17 protein-coding genes are annotated in these 19,111 nt (G+C 67.8%); 5 read left to right on the top strand and 12 right to left on the bottom strand.

Going from position 1 to position 19,111, the window contains the following annotated elements; genetic code table 11:
- Window positions 1-45: 45 nt before the first annotated feature.
- The 6 genes from aroB to pilM form a co-directional block, all read right to left on the bottom strand.
- Window positions 46-1,125 (bottom strand): 3-dehydroquinate synthase, encoded by a 1,080-nt coding sequence (aroB, locus tag WS78_RS00825; protein WP_059577370.1) that lies wholly within the window; start codon window positions 1,123-1,125, stop codon window positions 46-48.
- Complete coding sequence (locus WS78_RS00820) at window positions 1,122-1,676, bottom strand: shikimate kinase (RefSeq protein ID WP_060821402.1); 555 nt, start codon at window positions 1,674-1,676, stop codon at window positions 1,122-1,124. The genes aroB and WS78_RS00820 overlap by 4 nt, the downstream gene beginning before the upstream one ends.
- Before the next feature lie 80 nt (window positions 1,677-1,756).
- Window positions 1,757-3,472 carry a type IV pilus secretin PilQ gene (locus WS78_RS00815; protein WP_059577374.1) on the bottom strand — a complete coding sequence of 572 codons (1,716 nt, stop codon included), beginning with the start codon at window positions 3,470-3,472 and terminating at the stop codon, window positions 1,757-1,759.
- Window positions 3,469-4,281: a hypothetical protein gene (locus WS78_RS00810; RefSeq protein ID WP_038749720.1), complete on the bottom strand. Its 813-nt coding sequence runs from the start codon at window positions 4,279-4,281 to the stop codon at window positions 3,469-3,471. Before WS78_RS00810 ends, WS78_RS00815 begins: the two co-directional genes overlap by 4 nt.
- A gap of 62 nt (window positions 4,282-4,343) precedes the next feature.
- Complete coding sequence (locus WS78_RS00805) at window positions 4,344-5,024, bottom strand: hypothetical protein (protein ID WP_038749680.1); 681 nt, start codon at window positions 5,022-5,024, stop codon at window positions 4,344-4,346.
- Complete coding sequence (pilM, locus tag WS78_RS00800; RefSeq protein ID WP_038749679.1) at window positions 5,021-5,968, bottom strand: pilus assembly protein PilM; 948 nt, start codon at window positions 5,966-5,968, stop codon at window positions 5,021-5,023. Before pilM ends, WS78_RS00805 begins: the two co-directional genes overlap by 4 nt.
- A 238-nt stretch (window positions 5,969-6,206) precedes the next feature.
- On the opposite strand from pilM, the gene WS78_RS00795 reads away from it, so the two are divergent.
- Entirely contained in the window at window positions 6,207-8,600 is a 2,394-nt protein-coding gene (locus tag WS78_RS00795) for a penicillin-binding protein 1A (RefSeq protein WP_081989679.1), read from the top strand.
- 118 nt (window positions 8,601-8,718) lie between these two features.
- On the opposite strand, the gene cyaY is transcribed toward WS78_RS00795, so the two are convergent.
- The gene (cyaY, locus tag WS78_RS00790) at window positions 8,719-9,045 is read right to left on the bottom strand and encodes an iron donor protein CyaY (RefSeq protein WP_038749675.1); all 327 of its coding nucleotides are present in this window, start codon (window positions 9,043-9,045) and stop codon (window positions 8,719-8,721) included.
- A 36-nt stretch (window positions 9,046-9,081) separates the two neighbouring features.
- Here cyaY and lptM point away from each other — a divergent pair, with 36 nt between their 5' ends.
- Window positions 9,082-9,363: an LPS translocon maturation chaperone LptM gene (lptM, locus tag WS78_RS00785; RefSeq protein WP_038749673.1), complete on the top strand. Its 282-nt coding sequence runs from the start codon at window positions 9,082-9,084 to the stop codon at window positions 9,361-9,363.
- 10 nt (window positions 9,364-9,373) lie between these two features.
- Window positions 9,374-10,645, top strand: a complete 1,272-nt coding sequence (gene lysA, locus WS78_RS00780; protein WP_038749672.1) for a diaminopimelate decarboxylase — start codon at window positions 9,374-9,376, stop codon at window positions 10,643-10,645.
- A gap of 294 nt (window positions 10,646-10,939) precedes the next feature.
- On the opposite strand, the gene msrQ is transcribed toward lysA, so the two are convergent.
- From msrQ to WS78_RS00750, 5 genes are all read right to left on the bottom strand, one after another.
- On the bottom strand, window positions 10,940-11,662 hold the full coding sequence (gene msrQ / locus WS78_RS00770) for a protein-methionine-sulfoxide reductase heme-binding subunit MsrQ (protein ID WP_038749669.1): 723 nt from the start codon (window positions 11,660-11,662) through the stop codon (window positions 10,940-10,942).
- 9 nt (window positions 11,663-11,671) lie between these two features.
- On the bottom strand, window positions 11,672-12,667 hold the full coding sequence (gene msrP / locus WS78_RS00765) for a protein-methionine-sulfoxide reductase catalytic subunit MsrP (protein ID WP_059577376.1): 996 nt from the start codon (window positions 12,665-12,667) through the stop codon (window positions 11,672-11,674).
- Between the two features lie 162 nt (window positions 12,668-12,829).
- The gene (gene ccsB, locus WS78_RS00760; protein ID WP_059577378.1) at window positions 12,830-14,020 is read right to left on the bottom strand and encodes a c-type cytochrome biogenesis protein CcsB; all 1,191 of its coding nucleotides are present in this window, start codon (window positions 14,018-14,020) and stop codon (window positions 12,830-12,832) included.
- Between the two features lie 4 nt (window positions 14,021-14,024).
- Window positions 14,025-16,205 (bottom strand): cytochrome c biogenesis protein ResB, encoded by a 2,181-nt coding sequence (locus tag WS78_RS00755; protein ID WP_059577381.1) that lies wholly within the window; start codon window positions 16,203-16,205, stop codon window positions 14,025-14,027.
- 128 nt (window positions 16,206-16,333) lie between these two features.
- The gene (locus tag WS78_RS00750; RefSeq protein WP_038749659.1) at window positions 16,334-16,981 is read right to left on the bottom strand and encodes a c-type cytochrome; all 648 of its coding nucleotides are present in this window, start codon (window positions 16,979-16,981) and stop codon (window positions 16,334-16,336) included.
- Window positions 16,982-17,196: 215 nt separating this feature from the next.
- On the opposite strand from WS78_RS00750, the gene yihA reads away from it, so the two are divergent.
- Together yihA and hemB are read left to right on the top strand one after the other, a co-directional pair.
- Complete coding sequence (gene yihA, locus WS78_RS00745; RefSeq protein WP_059577384.1) at window positions 17,197-17,856, top strand: ribosome biogenesis GTP-binding protein YihA/YsxC; 660 nt, start codon at window positions 17,197-17,199, stop codon at window positions 17,854-17,856.
- Between the two features lie 253 nt (window positions 17,857-18,109).
- Entirely contained in the window at window positions 18,110-19,108 is a 999-nt protein-coding gene (hemB, locus tag WS78_RS00740) for a porphobilinogen synthase (protein ID WP_038749653.1), read from the top strand.
- The last annotated feature ends 3 nt before the right edge of the window (window positions 19,109-19,111 follow it).

Genomic DNA, 19,111 nt, shown 5'->3' with positions numbered 1-19,111 from the left:
TGTCGTGTCCTCCACGTCAAATGCGCCGGATCGGCCCGCTTCGCGTTACTGGGTAGCGGCCGCCAGTGTCGCGAATACGGCGTCGTCCGACGCCTGGGTAATGATCGTCTCGCCAAAGCGCGAGAGCAGGATGAACTTGATCGCGCCCGCCTCCGCCTTCTTGTCGACGCGCATCAGCTCGACGTAGCGCGCGTCGCCGAGATCGGGCGCGCGCGTGGGCAGGTGCGCGGCCTCGACGACCTTGCGCAGCCGCGCGCGCGACGCTTCGTCGAGATGGCCGGTGCGCACCGACAGATCGGCCGCCATCACCATCCCGCAGCCGACCGCCTCGCCGTGCAGCCACTCGCCGTAGCCGAGCCCCGCCTCGATCGCGTGCCCGAACGTGTGGCCGAAATTGAGGATCGCGCGCAAGCCGCCCTCGCGCTCGTCCGCGGCGACGACGCTCGCCTTGATCTCGCACGAGCGCTTGACCGCGTGCGCGAGCGCATCCGGATCGCGCCGATTGAGCGCATCGACTTTCGCTTCGATCCAATCGAAGAATTCCGCGTCGGCGATCGCGCCTGTCTTGATGATCTCGGCCACGCCCGCCGCGAGCTCGCGATCGGGCAGCGTCGACAGCGCGCCGATGTCGGCGATCACCGCCTGCGGCTGATAGAACGCGCCGATCATGTTCTTGCCGAGCGGGTGATTGATGCCCGTCTTGCCGCCGACCGACGAATCGACCTGCGACAGGAGCGTCGTCGGCACCTGGATGAACGGCACGCCACGCATGTAACACGCGGCCGCGAAGCCCGTCATGTCGCCGATCACGCCGCCGCCCAACGCGATCAGCGTCGTCTTGCGGTCCGCGTGCTGCTCGAGCAGGCCGTCGAAGATCAGATTGAGGGTTTCCCAGTTCTTGTACGCCTCGCCGTCGGGCAGCACGACGGTCGACACGCGCTTGCCGAGCGGCGCGAGCGCCGCGCGCAACTTGTCGCCATAGAGCGGATCGACGGTCGCGTTCGTGACGATCGTGACCGACGCGCCGGCGATATGCGGCGCGAAGAGTTCGGTACGGCCGATCAGATCGGCGCCGATGTGAATCGGATAGGCGCGCTCGCCCAGGTCGACGTTGACGGTAATCATGCTTGTATTGGCTTGGCGACGATGCCCGCCATCTCGAGCTGCATCAGCACCATGTTGACGAGCCCGTTGACGGATGGACGGCCGGTTTCGATGACGAAGTGCGCGCATTCGCGATAGAGCGGATCGCGCGCCTCGTACAGCGCTTCGAGCTTGGCTTTCGGATCGTCGGTTTGCAACAGCGGGCGGTTCTTGTCCTTGCGCGTGCGCAGCCAGAGGTCGTGCGGATTCGCGCGCAGATAGACGACGAGGCCGCGCTCGCGAAGCAGCTTGCGGTTCTCGGCACGCAGGATCGCGCCGCCGCCCGTCGCAAGCACGATGTTCTCGCGCTGCGTGAGCTCGGCGATCATCTGCGCCTCGCGCTCGCGAAAGCCCGTCTCGCCTTCGAGCTCGAAGATGACCGGTATGCGCGCACCCGTGCGCGCCTCGATCTCGTGATCCGAATCAAAGAATGGCCTGTCGAGCCGGCGCGCGACCGCCCGGCCCACGGTGGTTTTACCCGCCCCCATGAGCCCGACGAAAATTACGTTCACGTGTGGGTCCCGCGCTTGCAACGGCGTCCTCTGCTTCAATGAGTGTGTCGCGCAGCTTACTGGCAAAGCGCCTGCCTTGTCGAGCCTGGCTCCCATGGGGTTCAGGGCCCGATCACGACGGTCGGCGTAATGTAGACGACGAGTTCGCTGCGCTGCGCGCGCTGTGCTCGGTGCCTGAAAAGCGCGCCCAACACCGGTATTTTGCCCAAGAGCGGCACCCGAGTCACATCGTCGCGGTCGTCGCTCTCGAAAATCCCCCCGATCGACACGGTTCCGCCGTTTTCGACCTCGACACGCGTCTGCACGTGCTTCGTATGAATCGCGGGGCCGGATGCGGTCTCCTCGCCGATGCTGTCCTTCGCCACGTCAAGATCGAGAATCACACGCCCGTCGGGCGTGATCTGCGGCTCGACTTCGAGCTTGAGCGTCGCACGCCGGAACTGAACGCCCGACACGCCGTTGCCGACCTTCGCCTGGTACGGCAGCTCGGCGCCCTGCTCGACGACGGCCTTGGTCCGGTCCGCCGTCACGACGCGCGGGCTCGACACGATCTGTCCCCGCCCCTGCGACTCGAGCGCGCTCAGCTCGACATCGAGCAGGCGGCTCGCGCGCGCGGCGAACAGCGTGAGGCCGGCAGTGGCGGCGTCGAATCCGCCGATCGGCCTTGCCGTGAGGTCGGCCAACGTGCCGCCTCGGCCGGCGACGACACCCGTCGCGCGGTCGCCCGCGTCGGGCGCACGCAGCGCGAGGCGCGCGCCGAGATTGCGCGAGAACCCGCGGTCGCCCTCGACGATCCGCGCTTCGATCAACACCTGTCGCGACGGCGTATCGAGCTGGCCGATCAGATCGGCGATTTGCGCGAGACGCCCGGACATATCGGTGACGAACAGCAGATTCGTCCGAGGATCGGCCAGCACCGAGCCGCGCTTCGACAAAATCCGCTGCCCGGCCGAGCCGGCAAGCAGGCGCTGCACATCGGCCGCTCGCGCATAACGGAGCACGAAGCTGCGGCTCGAAAGCGGCTCCAGCTCCGCGGCGCGCGCGTGCGCATCGAAACGCAGGCGCTCACGCTCGGCGAGCTCCGCGACAGGCGCAATCCATATCACGCTGCCGCGCCGCGCCATCGCGAGACCGTGCGCATCCAGGAGCGCGTCGAACGCGCTGCGCCAGCGCACATCGTTCAAACGCAACGACACTGTTCCGCGCACGCGCTCGCTGACGACTATATTGAGGCCCGTGAATCGCGCGAACGCGTCGAAGACCGCGGCGAGGCTCGCCTGTTGCAGATTGAGGGAAATCGGGCGATCGTCGTCTGATTCGGCAGCGACATCGTGAGGAACCGTCGCGGCATCGGCGCTCGGCGGCGGCGGCGGCGGCGACGGCGAACGGCGCTCGTCGCTCATTCGCTGCTCGGGCGAGAGCGGGATGGGCGGCCCTTCCAGCGCGGCGTCCGCCGCTCGTGCAGAACCCGGCGCCCGTCCGCTTGCCGATGCGACGCCGGCCGCGGCCGAATCAGCCGGCGCCTCCGCTCCGGCTGCGGACGTGCCGGCCCGCGGCGCATCGTCGGCGAATTCGCCCGTTGGCTCGCCCTCGCCGCCCATGTCCGGCAGCGATGCCGCCGCGGACGTGCTCGCGAAGTCGTTTCGCCATGTCGACACGGCAACCTCCGGCAACGGCGCACGGCCGGCAGCACCACCCGGCATGCTCGCCGACCACCCGACAGGCCCGCCTGCGGGCAGAGGCGGCAACGACGCGGCGGCCGCATCCGCCGCTCCGATCGCACACCCCACCAAAAGTAGAGCGAATCCGCGCATCATCCCGTCGCTCCGCCTACCGTCATCTCGCGACGCCCGCCGCCGTGCGTCGCAAGCGTGACGCCGTCGGCGCGAAGCCGGGCGAGACGCCCGCCGCCGATCAACTGCCCTGGCGCGACGGACCACGCGGCATCGCCGCGCTCGAATAGCGCAAGCCCGCTGCGCCGATCGCGCATCACGCCGACGAGCCGCGCGGCGTCGGCTGCGTCTTCGGCCGCCAGCATCGGCATCGCGGCAAAAGGATCAGCGAGCGGCGCCTCGCGCGCATCGGCAGGCCGCTCGTCGCCACCGCCCGGCAATGCCGGCCACACGTCGAGCGTTGCGTCCAGCATCGTGGCGCCGCCGTCGCGCTTGACGCTCGACGCGACCGGCACCGCGAGCGCGGGCAGCGCAGCGAGCCCCGACAGAAAGCGGCACAGCGCGCCGAAGTCGCCTTCCGCGCTGATCGCAAATGCGTAGACGCCGCTGTCGTCACGCCCCTCGCCCTCGCCCGCGCGCGCGCCTTCGAGCCGTTCGAGCTTGCGCACCCGCAGCCCGCTCGCGTCCGCATGGCCGGCGAGCCGCAACGCGAAATCCGCAGGCGTCTGCCGTTCGCCCGGCAGGCGGCCGGCGCGCGCCGGCGACGCAGGTCGCGCGGACGGCTCGGCCAGGAGCCGCCGCGCGCGGGCTTCACGCGACGCGACCGCTTCAAGCGCCGTCCGGCTTCGTTCCACGCCGCCCCAGTCCGCGTCTCGGCCGACGTAAACACCCCACGCCAACACGCCGCAGGCGAGCGCCGCGCCCGCCGAAGCGCGCCACGCGAAACCCGACAGCACGTGCGAATCGGCCAATCGCCGCCAGGCGAGCCACGCCGCCGATCGTTCAGCCGACATGCTCACGCGCCCTCCCGTGCCGCCGCCCGTAGACGTGCCGCAACGCTCGCGACACGGCCATGCGTCACGCCGGGCCAGCGAATTCGCACCGAGAAAGAGAGCGACCGGCCACCGTCCGCATCGCGCCCCCACGCAGTTCTCACTGCCTGCAGCCCCGCGACCTCCATCGTCCAGCCGCGCCGTGCTGCGTCGAGCTCCGTCAGCCATCGTTCGGCCGATGCGGGATCGAGCGCGCTCGCTTCGAGCAACGCACCGCGCCCGTCGCAGCGGATCGAGCGCAGCCGCACGCCGTCGTAACGCAGTTGCCGAAGCGCATCGAACAGCTCGACCGTGCGCGCGCGCGGCCCGGCCCGCTCGGCAGCCAGCGCCGCGCGTTCGCGCTCGGCGTCGCGCAAGCGCGCCGCCTGCTCCGCTTCTTTCAGTTGCGGCGCCCAAGCGGCGAGCCGACGCTCCATCAGCGCACGCTGCGCATCGAAACGCGCGCGCTCGAACGTGCGGCCGACGCGCCAAAGCGCGGCGCCCGCGAGCCCCGCGCATGCCGCAGCCGTCAATTCGCCGAGCACGCGCCGCCGCGCCCGGCGGACATCGCGCGCCCGGTACGGCAGCAGATTGAAGCCGCCCAGCCACGCGCGCCGCATCCTCGGATCACGCGGCACCGCGCCGCTCGCGGTGCTCGGCGTCATTCGAACACCCCGCGCAACGCAAGCCCGAACGCCACGGCGAAACCCGGCGAGCGTGCAAACCCGTCGTCGACCGCGCCGAGCGGCCCGCAGGCCGCGCATTCGAACGGCAACACGATGCAGCCGAGCAGATCGCCGACGTCGGCAAGCGAGATCCGCGCGCCGCCGAGCCATTCCGGATCGCCGGCGACGAATGCGCAGCGCGGAGCACCGGCCCGGGCAAGCTCGCGCAGCGCATCCGCGAGATCCGCGTGCTCGGGCGCGGGATAGCGAATCTGCGCGGTGACCGCGCCAGCCGACACGAGCCAGCCATGCACACCGCTCTCACCGATCCAGACACCGAGATACGGCTCGCCTTCGTCGATCTCGCGCGCGGCAACATGGCGCATCGCCCGCAATGCGGCGAGCGGCTCGCCGTCGATCGCGACGAGTTCGATGCCGGCCGACGCGGCCGCCTCGATCCGCACGTCGAGATGCACGTGCGCCGCGGTCGCGAACGCCACCTCGCGCGTCGCGGCGGCGTCGTTGACGCACCAGTCGACCGCGAGCGCGTCGCGCGCGAGCCCGGTGAGCCGCTCGGCCGCCGCACGCACGGCAGGCTCGACGGCCGCCCCGGCTTCTTCGCGCGGCCACGCGAGCGTCGCGGTCGAGAATGCGCCGTCCGGCAGCGCCATCACGCCCGCGATCGTTCGCTGCGCGACGCCCGCCCGCCGCACCTGCGGCGCCCGGTCGAACGCCGCGGTCATCGCGGCGGCGACGGCCGTCCAATCGGCGTCGGCCGACTCGTCGAACACGCCGGCCGGCAACGGCTCCGCGTCGAGCGCCTCGAGCCGCACCGTGCCGCCGCGAGCGCGCCGGCTCAACACCGCGATCCGCACCGCGCGCCGGTTCACGTCGATCCCCGCCGCGAAGCGCCGGCCGATCGACCACCACGAACGTTGTTGCATCCCAGTCCTCCATGAGCGCGCCTCCCGTCGAGGCACGTTACGGAGCCATTTTGCGAAGCCGGCCGGCGCGCCGGGAGTCTGCCGAACGGCCAACGCGTGCGCCGTCGGGCCGCAAGCGCGCTACGATGAATCGTCGGCACGCCGCCCGGCCGCGGCGCGCCGGTTCCCATCCGGAACCCTTCCGGAGTCCGGTAAAACCGGGCGGCTATAATCGCGGGACTGTTTTTCTGGTATGCCTATGCAATCTACGAATCCTACGTCCCCGCCTCCCCCGCCCGAACCGCGCCGCCGCCCACTGTGGCTGACGCTCGTGCTCGGCGTCGCAGGCGTGTGCGTGGCGCTCGCAGTCTGCGCCGGGCTCGTGCTCGGCTACGCGCTCGTCGTCGCGTCGCCGAACATGCCGTCGCTCGACGCGCTGACCGACTACCGCCCGAAGGTGCCGCTGCGCATCTACACGGCCGATCACGTGCTCATCGGAGAATTCGGCGAGGAGCGCCGCGACATCGTCCGCCTGCAGGACGTGCCCGATTCGCTCAAGAAAGCGGTGCTCGCGATCGAGGACGCACGCTTCTACGAACACGGCGGCGTAGACCTGACAGGCATCATCCGCGCCGGCATCGTCGCACTGACGAACGGCCACGCGACCCAGGGCGCAAGCACGATCACGATGCAGGTCGCGCGCAATTTCTTCCTGTCGAGCGAGAAGACGTACACGCGCAAGATCTACGAGATGCTGCTCGCCTACCGGATCGAGCGCGCGCTCACGAAAGATCAGATTCTCGAGGTCTACATGAATCAGATCTATCTGGGGCAGCGCGCATACGGCTTCGCGGCCGCCGCGCACGCGTACTTCAACAAGGACCTGAAGGACGTGACGCTCGCCGAGGCCGCGATGCTCGCGGGCCTGCCGAAGGCGCCGTCCGCGTACAACCCGGTTGCGAATCCGAAGCGCGCGAAGGTCCGGCAGCAATACATCCTGCAACGGATGCTCGAGCTGAACTTCATCACACGCGAGCAGTACGACGAGGCGATCGCCGAGCCGCTCGTCATCAAGAGCGCGAGCCGCGAATACAGCGTGCACGCGGAATACGTCGCGGAAATGGTGCGGCAGATGATGTACGCGCAGTACAAGGACGAGGCATACACGCGCGGGCTGAACGTCGTCACGACGATCGATTCCGCAGACCAGACCCTCGCGTACCGCGCGCTGCGCAAGGGCCTGATGACGTACGACCGTCGTCACGGTTATCGCGGGCCGGAGGGCTTCATCGAGCTGCCCGCGAACGCGGACGACCGCGAGCAGGCGATCGACGACGCGCTCGTCGACCATCCGGACAACGGCGAGCTGATCGCGGCCGTCGTCACCGAAGCGAGCCCTCGACAGATTCGCGTCGTGTTCTCGAACGGCAGCGACGCGACGGTGAGCGGCGACGACCTCCGCTTCGCCGCGAGCTCGCTGTCCGCGAACGCGCAGCCGAACAAGCGAATCCGCCCCGGCGCGATCGTGCGCGTGTTCAAGAACGACGACGGCTCGTGGGCGATCGGCCAGTTGCCGCAGGTCGAAGGCGCGTTCATTTCGATCGTCCCGCAGGACGGCGCGATCCGCTCGCTGATCGGCGGCTTCGACTTCAACAAGAACAAGTTCAACCACGTGACGCAGGCCTGGCGGCAGCCGGGCTCGTCGTTCAAGCCGTTCATCTATTCGGCGTCGCTCGACAAGGGGCTCGGCCCCGCAACGATCATCAACGACGGCCCGCTCTACTTCAGTGCCGCCGAAACGGGCGGCCAGCCGTGGGAACCGAAAAACTACGGCGGCGGCTTCGACGGCCCGATGTCGATGCGCGTCGCGCTGCAGCGCTCGCGCAACCTGGTGTCGATCCGCATCCTGAACCACATCGGCCCCAAGTACGCGCAGCAATACATCACGCACTTCGGCTTCGACGCGGATCGCCACCCGGCCTATCTGCCGATGGCGCTCGGCGCGGGCCTCGTCACGCCGTTGCAGATGGCGGGCGCGTTCTCGGTGTTCGCGAACGGCGGCTTCCGGATCAATCCGTATCTGATCGCCGAAGTGACCGATCCGAGCGGCAACATGGTCGCGCGCGCGCAGCCGCTCGTCGCCGAGCAGAATGCGCCGCGCGCGATCGACCCGCGCAACGCGTACGTGATGAACAGCCTGTTGCAGAGCGTCGCGCAGCGCGGCACGGGCGCGCGCTCGAACGTGCTGAAGCGCACCGATCTCGCGGGCAAGACAGGCACGACGAACGATTCGCGCGACGCGTGGTTCGGCGGCTATCAGCACACGCTCGCGGCGATCGCGTGGATGGGCTACGACAGCCCGCGCAGCCTCGGCGATCGCGAAACCGGCGGCGGCCTCGCGCTGCCCGTGTGGATCGACTACATGGGCCCCGCGCTGAAGAACGTGCCGGAATACAAGATGCCGATGCCCGACGGCGTCGCGACGCTCGGCGGCGAGCTGTATTTCAGTCAGTTCACGCCGGGCCACGGCTTCGTCTCGACGGTCGGCGTGAACATGCCGGCCGCGCCGCCCGATTCCGCCAGCGTCGTGCCCGGGCACGTCGACGAGCAGGAGAAGCAGGACATCATGAACCTGTTCCGCGGCGGCAACTGAGCGCCGTTCGCCCCAAAGGAAAAAGCGGCCTTCGGGCCGCTTTTTTCTTGCCAAATGGGCTCGGCTCGGCCGCGCTCGCGCTCGATGCGCCGCCTTCGCCCTCCCGCCGACGCGCGCGTCACGCGCTGAACGTGACCGGCATCCCGGCCTGCTGGGTCGCGTAGCCCGTCAGCGCCGCGAATAACTCCTGGCCGCTGCGCGTATCGCGCCACGCGCCGTCGACAAACCGGTAATGGAAACCGCCCGCCTTCGCGGCGATCCAGACTTCCTGCATCGGCGGCTGCAGGTTCACGATGATCTTCGAGCCGTTCTCGAACGTGAGCGTGAGCACGCTGCCGTTGCGCTCGAGATCGATGTCGGCGTCGCCTTCGTTGGCTTCGTCGACCGACCGCTCGACGGCCGCCAGCACGGCCTCGGCCAGGGTCAGGTAATCGGTATCGGACATGCTAAACTCTATCGATTCAATTGTTTAGGGACGGTCATGCGTATCGTTTTCCAGATGAGCGCGATTGTAGCGGCTTTGGCGCTCGCGGGCTGCGGCCAGCGCGGCCCGCTCTACATGCCGGTCGTGCCGCCGCTGCCGCCCAAGCCGACTGAACAGACGCAGCCGCCGTCGGACGTGACGCCCGATGCGGAAACGGCTTCGGCGCGCGAGAACGGCGCATCCGGCGCCGCCGATGCGCCGCTCACGCTGTCGCCCGGCCTGTCGACGCAGCGCGCACCGAAGGCGGCCCCCGCGCCGAGCGCTTCTTCCGTCCAATGATCGATCCTAAATGACTCAAGCTGCATTTGACTATGTCGACGGCGCGCTCCACGCCGAGCGCGTCCGCGCCGCCGACCTCGCCGAGCGTTTCGGCACCCCGCTCTTCGTCTATTCGCGCGCCGCGCTGACGGCCGCCTACGAGGCTTACGCGAAAGCCTGCGCGGGCCGCCGCGCGTCGATTCACGTCGCCGTGAAGGCGAACAGCAATCTCGGCGTGCTGAACGTGTTCGCGCGGCTCGGCGCGGGCTTCGACATCGTGTCGGGCGGCGAACTCGCCCGCGTGCTCGCCGCAGGCGGCCGCGCACAGGATGTCGTGTTCTCGGGCGTCGGCAAGAGCGCGGACGAGATGCGCGCTGCGCTCGAAGCGGGCGTCAAGTGCTTCAACGTCGAATCGATTCCGGAGCTCGACCGGCTGAACGCGGTCGCGGCGTCGCTCGGCAAGCGCGCGCCCGTGTCGCTGCGCGTGAATCCGGACGTCGATCCGAAGACGCATCCGTACATCTCGACAGGGCTCAAGGCGAACAAGTTCGGCATCGCGTTCGACGACGCGCGCGCGACGTACCGCGCGGCGGCCGCGCTGCCGAACCTCGACGTCGTCGGCATCGATTGCCACATCGGCTCGCAGATCACCGAACTGAGCCCGTACCTCGACGCGATCGACAAGCTGCTCGACCTCGTGGAGCAGATCGAGGCGGACGGCGTGAAGATCCGTCACGTCGACGTCGGCGGCGGGCTCGGCATCACGTACGACGCCGAAACGCCGCCCGACATCGGCGCTTACGTGCGCGCGGTGCTCGAGCGCATCGACGCGCGCGGCCACGGCCATCGCGAAATCTGGTTCGAGCCGGGCCGCTCGCTGACCGGCAACGCCGGCATTCTGCTCACGCGTGTCGAATTCCTGAAGCAAGGCGAAGAGAAGAACTTCGCGATCGTCGACGCGGCGATGAACGATCTCGCGCGTCCGGCGATGTACGAGGCGTTTCACGCGATCGAGCCGGTGAAGCCGCGCACGGACGTAGCGGCGGCGGTGTACGACATCGTCGGCCCCGTCTGCGAAAGCGGCGACTGGCTCGGGCGCGAGCGCTCGCTCGCGATCGCGCCGGGCGATCTGCTCGCGATCCGCTCGGCGGGCGCGTACGGCTTCACGATGAGCTCGAACTACAACACGCGGCCGCGCGCGGCCGAAGTGATCGTCGACGGCGTGAACGCCTATCTGGTGCGTCCGCGCGAAACGATCGAAAGCCTGTTCGAGCGCGAGGCGGTCTTGCCCGACGGCCAGTAATCGAGAACCGGCTCGCTCGCGCGGCACTTCGACACTTCGACACTTCGGCGCTTCGGCACTTCGGCACTTCGGCACTTCGGCACTTCGGCACTTCGGCACTTCGGCACTTCGGCACTTCGGCACTTCGGCCAATCGTAGCTTCGGCGCTTCGCTGAATCGCCAAGCCCGCGGCCTGTCGGGCCCGATCGGAAAAGGCGATGTCCAACCGGACATCGCCTTTCTTTTTGCGCGCCGCGCGATCCCGCCCACGGCGCTCGCGCGAATCGCGAATCCCGCGCGCCGAGCAAGTCTCGCTTACGACACGCGCCCGCCCACCCGGGCCCCACGCCACCGCTGCCGCGCCCACACGGCCACGCGCCAGCCGAGCAGCACGAGCACGATCGCGCCGTACAGCTTCGGCAGCACGAGATCGTGCTTGCCCGCCTTCATCCACCAGAAATGCAGGATGCCGAACGCGGCGATCGCGTAAATCGCCTTGTGCAGCGTCTGCCAGTGCCGGCCGAGCCGCCTCGCGATCGCGCGCGGAGATGTCGCGGCAAGCGGAATCAGCAGCATGAACGCGGCGAAGCCGACCGTGACGAACGGGCGCTTGACGACGTCCTTCGCGATGTCCATCACGTCGAACCACTTGTCGAACCAAACGTAGGTCGTAAAGTGCAGCACTGCGTAGAAGAACGCGTAAAGCCCGAGCATGCGCCGCAGCCGCAGCAGCGCGTTGACGCCCGTCAGACGCCGCAGCGGCGTGACGGCGAGCGTGATGCACAGGAACACGAGCGTCCAGAGCCCCGTCGAGCGCGTGATGAATTCGATCGGATTCGCGCCGAGCCGGTCGGTCATCCCGAAGAACACGATGCGCGCGAGCGGGTACAGCGATGCGACGAATACGGCGATCTTCACGGGCGCAAGCCAGCGCGGCGCGCCGCCCGCGCGGCCGGCGTCACGGCGCGGCGCGCGCCCCGGCGCGCCGGCGTTCGCGGTCGTCCCGGCGAATGTCGTGGGTTGCATGTCGTTCTCCATTCGCCGTACTCAGAAATATTTCTTCAGATCCATGCCGCGATACATCGACGCGACCCAATCGCCGTAGCCGTTGAACATCAGCGTCTTGCGCTTCGGCGTGAAGAAGCCGTCCTCGCCGATGCGCCGCTCGCTCGCCTGGCTCCAGCGCGGGTGGTCGACATTCGGATTGACGTTCGAATAGAAGCCGTATTCGTTCGGCGCGTACGTGTTCCAGCTCGTCGGCGGCTGCCGGTCGACGAAACGGATCTTCACGATCGACTTCGCGCTCTTGAAGCCGTATTTCCACGGCACGATCACCCGCACGGGCGCGCCGTTCTGATTCGGCAGCACCTGGCCGTAGACGCCCATCGTGAGCAGCGTCAGCGGGTTCATCGCCTCGTCCATCCGCAGTCCTTCCGAATACGGCCAGTCGAGGATCGGCGCGGACAGCCCCGGCATCTGCGACGGGTCCGCGAGCGTGACGAACTGCACGTATTTCGCGTTGCCGGTCGGCTCGACGCGCTTGATGAGCTCGGCGAGCGGAAAGCCGATCCACGGAATCACCATCGACCAGCCTTCGACGCAGCGCAGCCGGTACACGCGCTCTTCGAGCGGCGCGAGCTTCAGCAGCTCGTCGATGTCGTACACCTTCGGATTCCTGATCTCGCCCTCGACCGACACGCGCCACGGACGCGGCCGCAGCGTGCCGGCGTAGCGCGACGGATCGCCCTTGTCGGTACCGAATTCGTAGAAGTTGTTGTAGGTCGTGATGTCCTTGAACGACGTCACCTTCTCCGGGACGACGAACTTCGGATTGGTCGGCGCGGCGAGCTTGCGCGCCTTCGGCTCCGGGGACGTGTACGCGGCGAGCGCGAGCCGGTGCGCGCCGACCAGCCCGCCCGCCGCGGCGGCGCCCGCCGCCTGCAGGATGCGCCGGCGGTTCTCGAACACCGCTTGCGGCGTGATTTCGCTGCGCGGGATGTCGTCGCCCGCAAGCATGGCGCGCAGCGTCTTCTTGATCAACATGTCGATGCTCCGTTCTGCCAGTCGGAGCGCGCGCCCCGACAAACCTTGGACCCAGTTCCGCACCGACCGTTTCGACAGCTTAGCGCCAAACGGACGGTACAAGAAAAAACCGCCGAGCACGCAGTGCGTCGGCGGTTATTAGTCGTTCGAGCGGCGCGGATCTTACAGCTTGCCGTAACTGTGCAGGCCGGACAGGAACATGTTGACGCCGAGGAACGCGAACGTCGTGACGAGCAGGCCCGTCAGCGCCCACCACGCGGCGACCGTGCCGCGCAGCCCTTTCATCAGACGCATGTGCAGCCACGCTGCGTAATTCAGCCACACGATGAGCGCCCAGGTTTCCTTCGGGTCCCAGCTCCAGTAGCCGCCCCAAGCCTCGGCCGCCCACAGCGCGCCGAGAATCGTCGCGATCGTGAAGAACGCGAAGCCCACCGCGATCGACTTGTACATCACGTCGTCGAGCACCTCGAGCGCCGGCAGCCGATCGGCGAGCACGCCGCGCTCCTTCACCAGATACGCGACCGCGACCATCGCGGACAGCGCGAAGCTGCCGTAGCCGATGAAGTTCGCGGGCACGTGAATCTTCATCCACCAGCTCTGCAGCGCGGGAACGAGCGGCTGAATCTGCTGCGCGTCGCGCGCGATCGAGTACCACATCAGGAAGCCGACGGCCGCGCTGATCACGAGCAGCACGAACGCGCCCAACGCGCGCGTGCCGTAGTGCCCTTCGTAGTACAGATAGAGGAGCGCGGTGATGAGGCTGAACAGCACGAAGACTTCGTACAGGTTCGACACCGGAATGTGGCCGACGTCCGAGCCGATCAGATACGACTCGTACCAGCGCACCATCAAGCCCGTGAAGCCCATCAGCACGGCGACCCACGTGAGCTTCTGGCCGATCGCGCCGCCCGATTCGGAGCGCGACAGCATGCCGATCCAGTAGAAGAGGGTCGCGAGCACGAAGAGCGCGCTCATCCAGAGGATCGCCGACTGGCTCGACAGGAAGTACTTGAGCAGGAATGCCGAATCGGCGCGCGCGAGATCGCCGTGATAGATCTGCAACGACAGCAGCGACAGCGCGGCGATCGCGGCCATCAGAAGCCGCGCGGGCTTCCAGCGCCAGCCGAGCGCGACGAGCGCGGGCACGGTGCCGATCAGCACGGCCTTGTCGTAGTAATCCATGTGCGCGTGGTACTGCGCGAGCGCGAAGCCCGCGCCCGCCACGAGCGCCAGTGCGAACAGCCAGTCGACGAGCGACAGGCGGCGCAGGAACGGCCGATCGTCGAAGAGCGCCCGCCCGGCCGCGTCGGAAGCGCGCGGCGCGCGGGATGGCGAAACTTGGGTCAGATCCATGATGTTACCGAGTCGAGTCCTTGGAACCGGCGCTGTCGGGCGCGCGGGAGGCAGGCGGCGCGCCGAGTGCGGCGCCGGCCGCGTCGCGCGTCTGCACGAATTCCTTTTCGAAGTCGAATGTCTTGCGCGCGGAGGACATCGCCATCAGCACGCTGACGCCCGCGCCCGTATCCTTGAGCCAGAACCAGAGGCGTCGCTCGCGCACGTAGAACATCGCGAAGATGCCGGCGACGAGCAGCAGGCTGCCAAGATACACCAGATTCTTGCCCGGCGCGCGCGTCAGCTGGAACACCGACGCCTGCACCTGCTTGAACGAATCGAGCTGCAGATAGACGGGCGCGCCGTACAGGAAACTGTCCGACAGCGCGTTGATCGCGTTCTGCACGAAGCGCACCGTGTCCTGCGTCTGCTGAACGGGCGGCTCGCTCGCGCGCTCGCGCGCGATTTGCCACACTTCCCACATCGAGCCCTCGAGCATCCGCAACAGCAGCGCGGCGGCCTTCTCCTTCTCGTCTTTCGGCACCGAACGGTCGATGAAGGTCGCGACCGCCTGGAAGCCGCCCACCGGATTGCCGTCGGCGCCGCGGCCGATGCCGCCGTCCGCGCCGGCGAAAAGGGTCAGGACGCGCTGCGCGCTGTCTTCGAGCCGGTCGCGCAACGCGGCATCGCCGGCGCTCAGCGAATGCTGCGCGAAGCGCCGCGCCGCCTCGGTGCGCGCCGCCGGGTCCTCGAGCGTCGCGCGCAGCCGCATCCATTCGCCGACGGTGTCGCGGCTGTCGGCCGGAATCCGCAGATAGCGGAACGGATCGTTCGGGCTCGCGCGCACGCCGGCGAGGAACACGCGATCGCCGCCCATGTCGACGGGCAGCATGTAATTGTTGAACTCGCGCGCCTGGCCGTCCTTGCCGCGCACCTTGTACTGGACCGACGGCCCGATGTTGTGCAGTTCGAGCGGCTTCGACGTCTTCGCGCCGGAGCCGAGCCGCTCGTCGAAGATCTCCTTGATCGAGCGGTTCGCCGCGACGCCGCGCGCGTCGGTCTTGCCGTTCGCGTCGGTAACGTTCTCGACGTTGATCGCGCGGAAATCGGAGAACTCGACGGTCTCGCCGTCGGCGCCCGCCATCGGCAGCGGCGCCGAATTGCCGATCGTGCCCTTGAACGGGAACGTCGCGGCGCTCGAGCCGGCCATCGGATACGCGGTCATTTCCATCAGCGAGCCGCCGTCCTGGAAGCTCGACTGATAGATCGACACGCCCTTGTACGTGAACGGCTTGTTGACCTCGACGCGCACGGGAATCCGCTTGCCGGTCTCGCGATCGACGACGACGATGTCGCTCGCGAAGAGCTTCGGCATGCCGGTCGAGTAGTAGTCGACGATGAATTTCTCGAGCTGGATCGAGAACGGCAGATCCTGGATCAGCGAGCCGGTCGGCTGATTGAGGATCGCGGTCGACACGTACTGGCCCTCCGGCACCCATGCGTAGCCGCGGAACGTCGGGTTAGACGCGGACAGCCGGTGCTCGGGCCCGATCTCGCTGATCGTCGCGCTCGAGTTGACGGGGCTCTTGCCGAACATCCACATCTGGAATTTGATCGGCAGGTTGCTGTCGAGCAGGCCGCCGATGCAGATCACGACGATCGCGAGGTGCGCGGCGATGTAGCCGAACTTCGTCAGCGCGCCGCGCTTCGCGGCGACGAGCGTCGCGCCGTCCGACTCGCGCACGACGTGCCTGTAGCCCGCCTTCGCGACGAACGCTGCGACGGTCTGCGTCGCGCGCGCGCGATCCCCCGAAACCGCGAATTCGGCCTTGTGGTGGAACGCGCGCAGGCTGCCTTCGCGGACCTTGTCCTTCCAGCTCTTCACGTCGGCGAGCATCTTCGGCGCGTTGCGGATCACGCACAGCGAGATCGACGCGACGAGGAAGATCAGGATCAGCATGAACCACCACGCGCTGTAGACCGTGTAGAGGCTGAGCGCGCGGAAGATGTCCGCCCAGAACGGGCCGAACTGGTTGACGTAGTTAGGGTACGGATCGTCCTGCGTGAGGACCGTGCCGATGATGCTCGCGATCGACAGCACGACGAGCAGCGCGATCGCAAAACGCATCGAGCTCAGCAGCTCGACCGCGCGCTTGACTGCGGACTGTCCCGCTCTCGACTGCAACCCCGACGTGGTAACGCTCATTCAAACTCCAACTCACAGCAAAAAAGGGCAAGGCGGCCGTGCTTCGACGGCGCCCCACCCTTTTCTTGTTCTAGCGGCCGCCGCGCACGCGGACGGCTCGTTCATTCGGCTCGCGAACCGAAATCGGCTCAGTGCAGGCCGGCGATGTAATCGGCGACGGCCTTGACCTCGCCGTCCGTCAGCCGCAGCGCGATCTGATGCATCGCCTCGTTGCTGCGCGTGCCCTGCTGGAACGCGGTCAGCTGCGCGACCGTGTAGTCGGCCCACTGCCCCGACAACCGGGGATACTGGATCGGAATCCCTTGTCCCGTCGGCCCATGGCAGCTCGCGCAGGCGGGCACGCCCTTCTCGGTGATGCCGCCGCGATAGATTTTCTGCCCGGCGGGCACGGTGGCCGCGTCGCGCGCGGCGCCGAGCTTGGCCGACTGCGACCCGTAATAGGCGGCGACATTGCGCGCGTCCTGATCGTTCAGCGCGCTCGCGAATCCGACCATCACGGCGTTGACGCGCACCGGCCCCTTCGCGCCCGGCTGCGTCTTGAAATCGTGCAACTGCTTGACGAGGTAATCGGGATGCTGGCCGGCGAGCTTCGGGAACGAACCCGTCGCGCTGTTGCCGTCGGCACCGTGGCACGCCGCGCACACCTGCGTCGCGATCGCCTTGCCCCGGTCGAGATCCGGCTTCGCCGCATCCGCCGCCTTTGCCTCCGCCATGAAACCAACGAGCCCTGCTACTGCGAACTGAAGCACCACCGAAGACTTGCTCAGTCGATTCATTCGCACACCTTGTTTCGTCTTGTGGGAGTAGTGAGGTTCTGAAAAAAACGACGGCGCCCAGTCTACCGTAGAAGCGCGCTCATCAGCTTCCGCCGGCTGCGGCAAATGCGCCGTATTGTACAATACCCCGATGAAAGCCCCGATGCCCATCAGGGCTACTTCGGGGCTCCCCGCCTTCCACCGCGCGGCCCACGCCGCCCGTCGCCTCCTGTCCCATGGCCTTCTTGCTCCATCAAGCCCGCTTCTTCACGACCGTCAATCATCTGCGCGACCTGCCGCCGACCGCGCAGCCCGAAATCGCGTTCGCAGGCCGCTCGAATGCCGGCAAATCGACGGCGATCAACGTGCTTTGCAATCAGAAGCGGCTCGCTTTCGCGTCGAAGACGCCCGGGCGCACGCAGCACATCAACTATTTCTCGGTCGGCCCGGCCGCGGAGCCCGTCGCGCACCTCGTCGATCTGCCGGGCTACGGCTACGCGGAGGTGCCGGGCGCGGCGAAGGCGCACTGGGAGCAATTGCTGTCGACGTACCTGCAATCGCGCCCGCAGTTGCGCGGGATGATCCTGATGATGGACTCGCGCCGGCCGCTCACCGAACTCGATCGCCGGATGATCGAATGGTTCGCGCCGACCGGCAAGCCGATTCACACGCTTCTGACGAAGTGCGACAAATTGACGCGGCAGGAGAGCATCAACGCGCTGCGTGCGACGCAAAAGGGGCTCGACGCGTATCGGGACGCGGGTTACGCAGGCAAGCTAACGGTGCAGCTTTTCTCGGCGCTCAAGCGCACGGGGCTCGACGACGCGCACGCGCTGATCGAGAGCTGGGTGCGGCCCGCGGCCGCCGACGAAGATCGCGCGGCTGTAGCAGAATGACGATCGCGCGACGTGCTGCGTGACGCACGTCCCACCTGACGGATGTCTCGATTCGTGCGGCCCATAAAAAAACCCGCCGTTTGACGGCGGGTTAAACAGCCTAATCGAAAAACGACAGGCACCCGCTCAGGGAGGAGAAGCGGGGAGCATTGCGCAGTGCGCGTTGCTCGATCGCTATCATATACCATTGTCTCAAAAGTTTACCGAAGGGAACTGTAAGGTTCCGTCGGGCACAGATCCCAGCCATTCCGCCATGAGCATCCATCCCCTGCACCGCCCTCGCCGCATGCGCCGCGACGATTTCTCGCGCCGCCTGATGCGCGAGAACATCCTCACCACGAACGATCTGATCTACCCCGTGTTCGTCGTCGAAGGCACGAACGTGCGCCAGCCGGTGCCGTCGATGCCGGGCGTCGAGCGCGTGTCGGTGGATCTGCTGATGGGCGTCGCCGAGCAATGCGTCGAACTCGGCGTGCCGGTCCTGTCGCTCTTCCCGGCGATCGAGCCGTCGTTGAAGACGCCCGACGGCCGCGAGGCAACCAATCCCGAAGGGCTGATCCCGCGCGCGGTGCGCGAGCTGAAGCGCCGCTTCCCCGAGCTCGGCGTGCTGACCGACGTCGCGCTCGATCCGTATACGAGCCACGGCCAGGACGGCGTGCTCGACGAATCCGGTTACGTGCTCAACGACGAAACGCTCGAGATCCTCGTCGAGCAGGCGCGCGCGCAGGCGGAAGCGGGTGTCGACATCGTCGCGCCGTCGGACATGATGGACGGCCGCATCGGCGCCGTGCGCGAGATGCTCGAGAGCGACGGCCACATCTACACGCGAATCATGGCGTACTCGGCAAAGTATGCGTCCGCGTTCTACGGCCCGTTCCGCGACGCCGTCGGCTCCGCGTCGAATCTCGGCAAGAGCAACAAGATGACCTACCAGATGGACCCCGCCAACAGCGACGAAGCGTTGCGCGAAGTGCGCCTCGACATCGACGAAGGCGCGGACATGGTAATGGTGAAGCCCGGCATGCCGTATCTCGACATCGTGCGCCGCGTGAAGGACGAATTCCGCTTTCCGACCTACGTCTATCAGGTGAGCGGCGAGTACGCGATGCTGAAGGCCGCCGCGCAGAACGGCTGGCTCGATCACGACAAGGTCGTGCTCGAATCGCTGCTTGCGTTCAAGCGAGCGGGCGCGGACGGCATCCTCACGTACTTCGCGCTCGACGCGGCGCGGCTGCTGCGCGCGCAGAAGTAGGCG

The organism is Burkholderia savannae, from assembly GCF_001524445.2.
Lineage (GTDB): Bacteria > Pseudomonadota > Gammaproteobacteria > Burkholderiales > Burkholderiaceae > Burkholderia > Burkholderia savannae.
The sequence above is the reverse complement of the archived record's forward strand: the minus strand, read 5'-3'. Positions and strand labels throughout refer to the sequence as shown.

Bases quoted from the DNA above. Each gene is read 5' to 3' on its own strand.
- aroB (WP_059577370.1), bottom strand. From the start codon at position 1,125: ATGATTACCGTCAACGTCGACCTGGGCGAGCGCGCCTATCCGATTCAC.
- WS78_RS00815 (WP_059577374.1), bottom strand. From the start codon at position 3,472: ATGATGCGCGGATTCGCTCTACTTTTGGTGGGGTGTGCGATCGGAGCG.
- WS78_RS00805 (WP_038749680.1), bottom strand. From the start codon at position 5,024: ATGACGCCGAGCACCGCGAGCGGCGCGGTGCCGCGTGATCCGAGGATG.
- pilM (WP_038749679.1), bottom strand. From the start codon at position 5,968: ATGCAACAACGTTCGTGGTGGTCGATCGGCCGGCGCTTCGCGGCGGGG.
- WS78_RS00795 (WP_081989679.1), top strand. From the start codon at position 6,207: ATGCAATCTACGAATCCTACGTCCCCGCCTCCCCCGCCCGAACCGCGC.
- cyaY (WP_038749675.1), bottom strand. From the start codon at position 9,045: ATGTCCGATACCGATTACCTGACCCTGGCCGAGGCCGTGCTGGCGGCC.
- lptM (WP_038749673.1), top strand. From the start codon at position 9,082: ATGCGTATCGTTTTCCAGATGAGCGCGATTGTAGCGGCTTTGGCGCTC.
- lysA (WP_038749672.1), top strand. From the start codon at position 9,374: ATGACTCAAGCTGCATTTGACTATGTCGACGGCGCGCTCCACGCCGAG.
- msrQ (WP_038749669.1), bottom strand. From the start codon at position 11,662: ATGGAGAACGACATGCAACCCACGACATTCGCCGGGACGACCGCGAAC.
- msrP (WP_059577376.1), bottom strand. From the start codon at position 12,667: ATGTTGATCAAGAAGACGCTGCGCGCCATGCTTGCGGGCGACGACATC.
- ccsB (WP_059577378.1), bottom strand. From the start codon at position 14,020: ATGGATCTGACCCAAGTTTCGCCATCCCGCGCGCCGCGCGCTTCCGAC.
- WS78_RS00755 (WP_059577381.1), bottom strand. From the start codon at position 16,205: ATGAGCGTTACCACGTCGGGGTTGCAGTCGAGAGCGGGACAGTCCGCA.
- WS78_RS00750 (WP_038749659.1), bottom strand. From the start codon at position 16,981: ATGAATCGACTGAGCAAGTCTTCGGTGGTGCTTCAGTTCGCAGTAGCA.
- yihA (WP_059577384.1), top strand. From the start codon at position 17,197: ATGGCCTTCTTGCTCCATCAAGCCCGCTTCTTCACGACCGTCAATCAT.
- hemB (WP_038749653.1), top strand. From the start codon at position 18,110: ATGAGCATCCATCCCCTGCACCGCCCTCGCCGCATGCGCCGCGACGAT.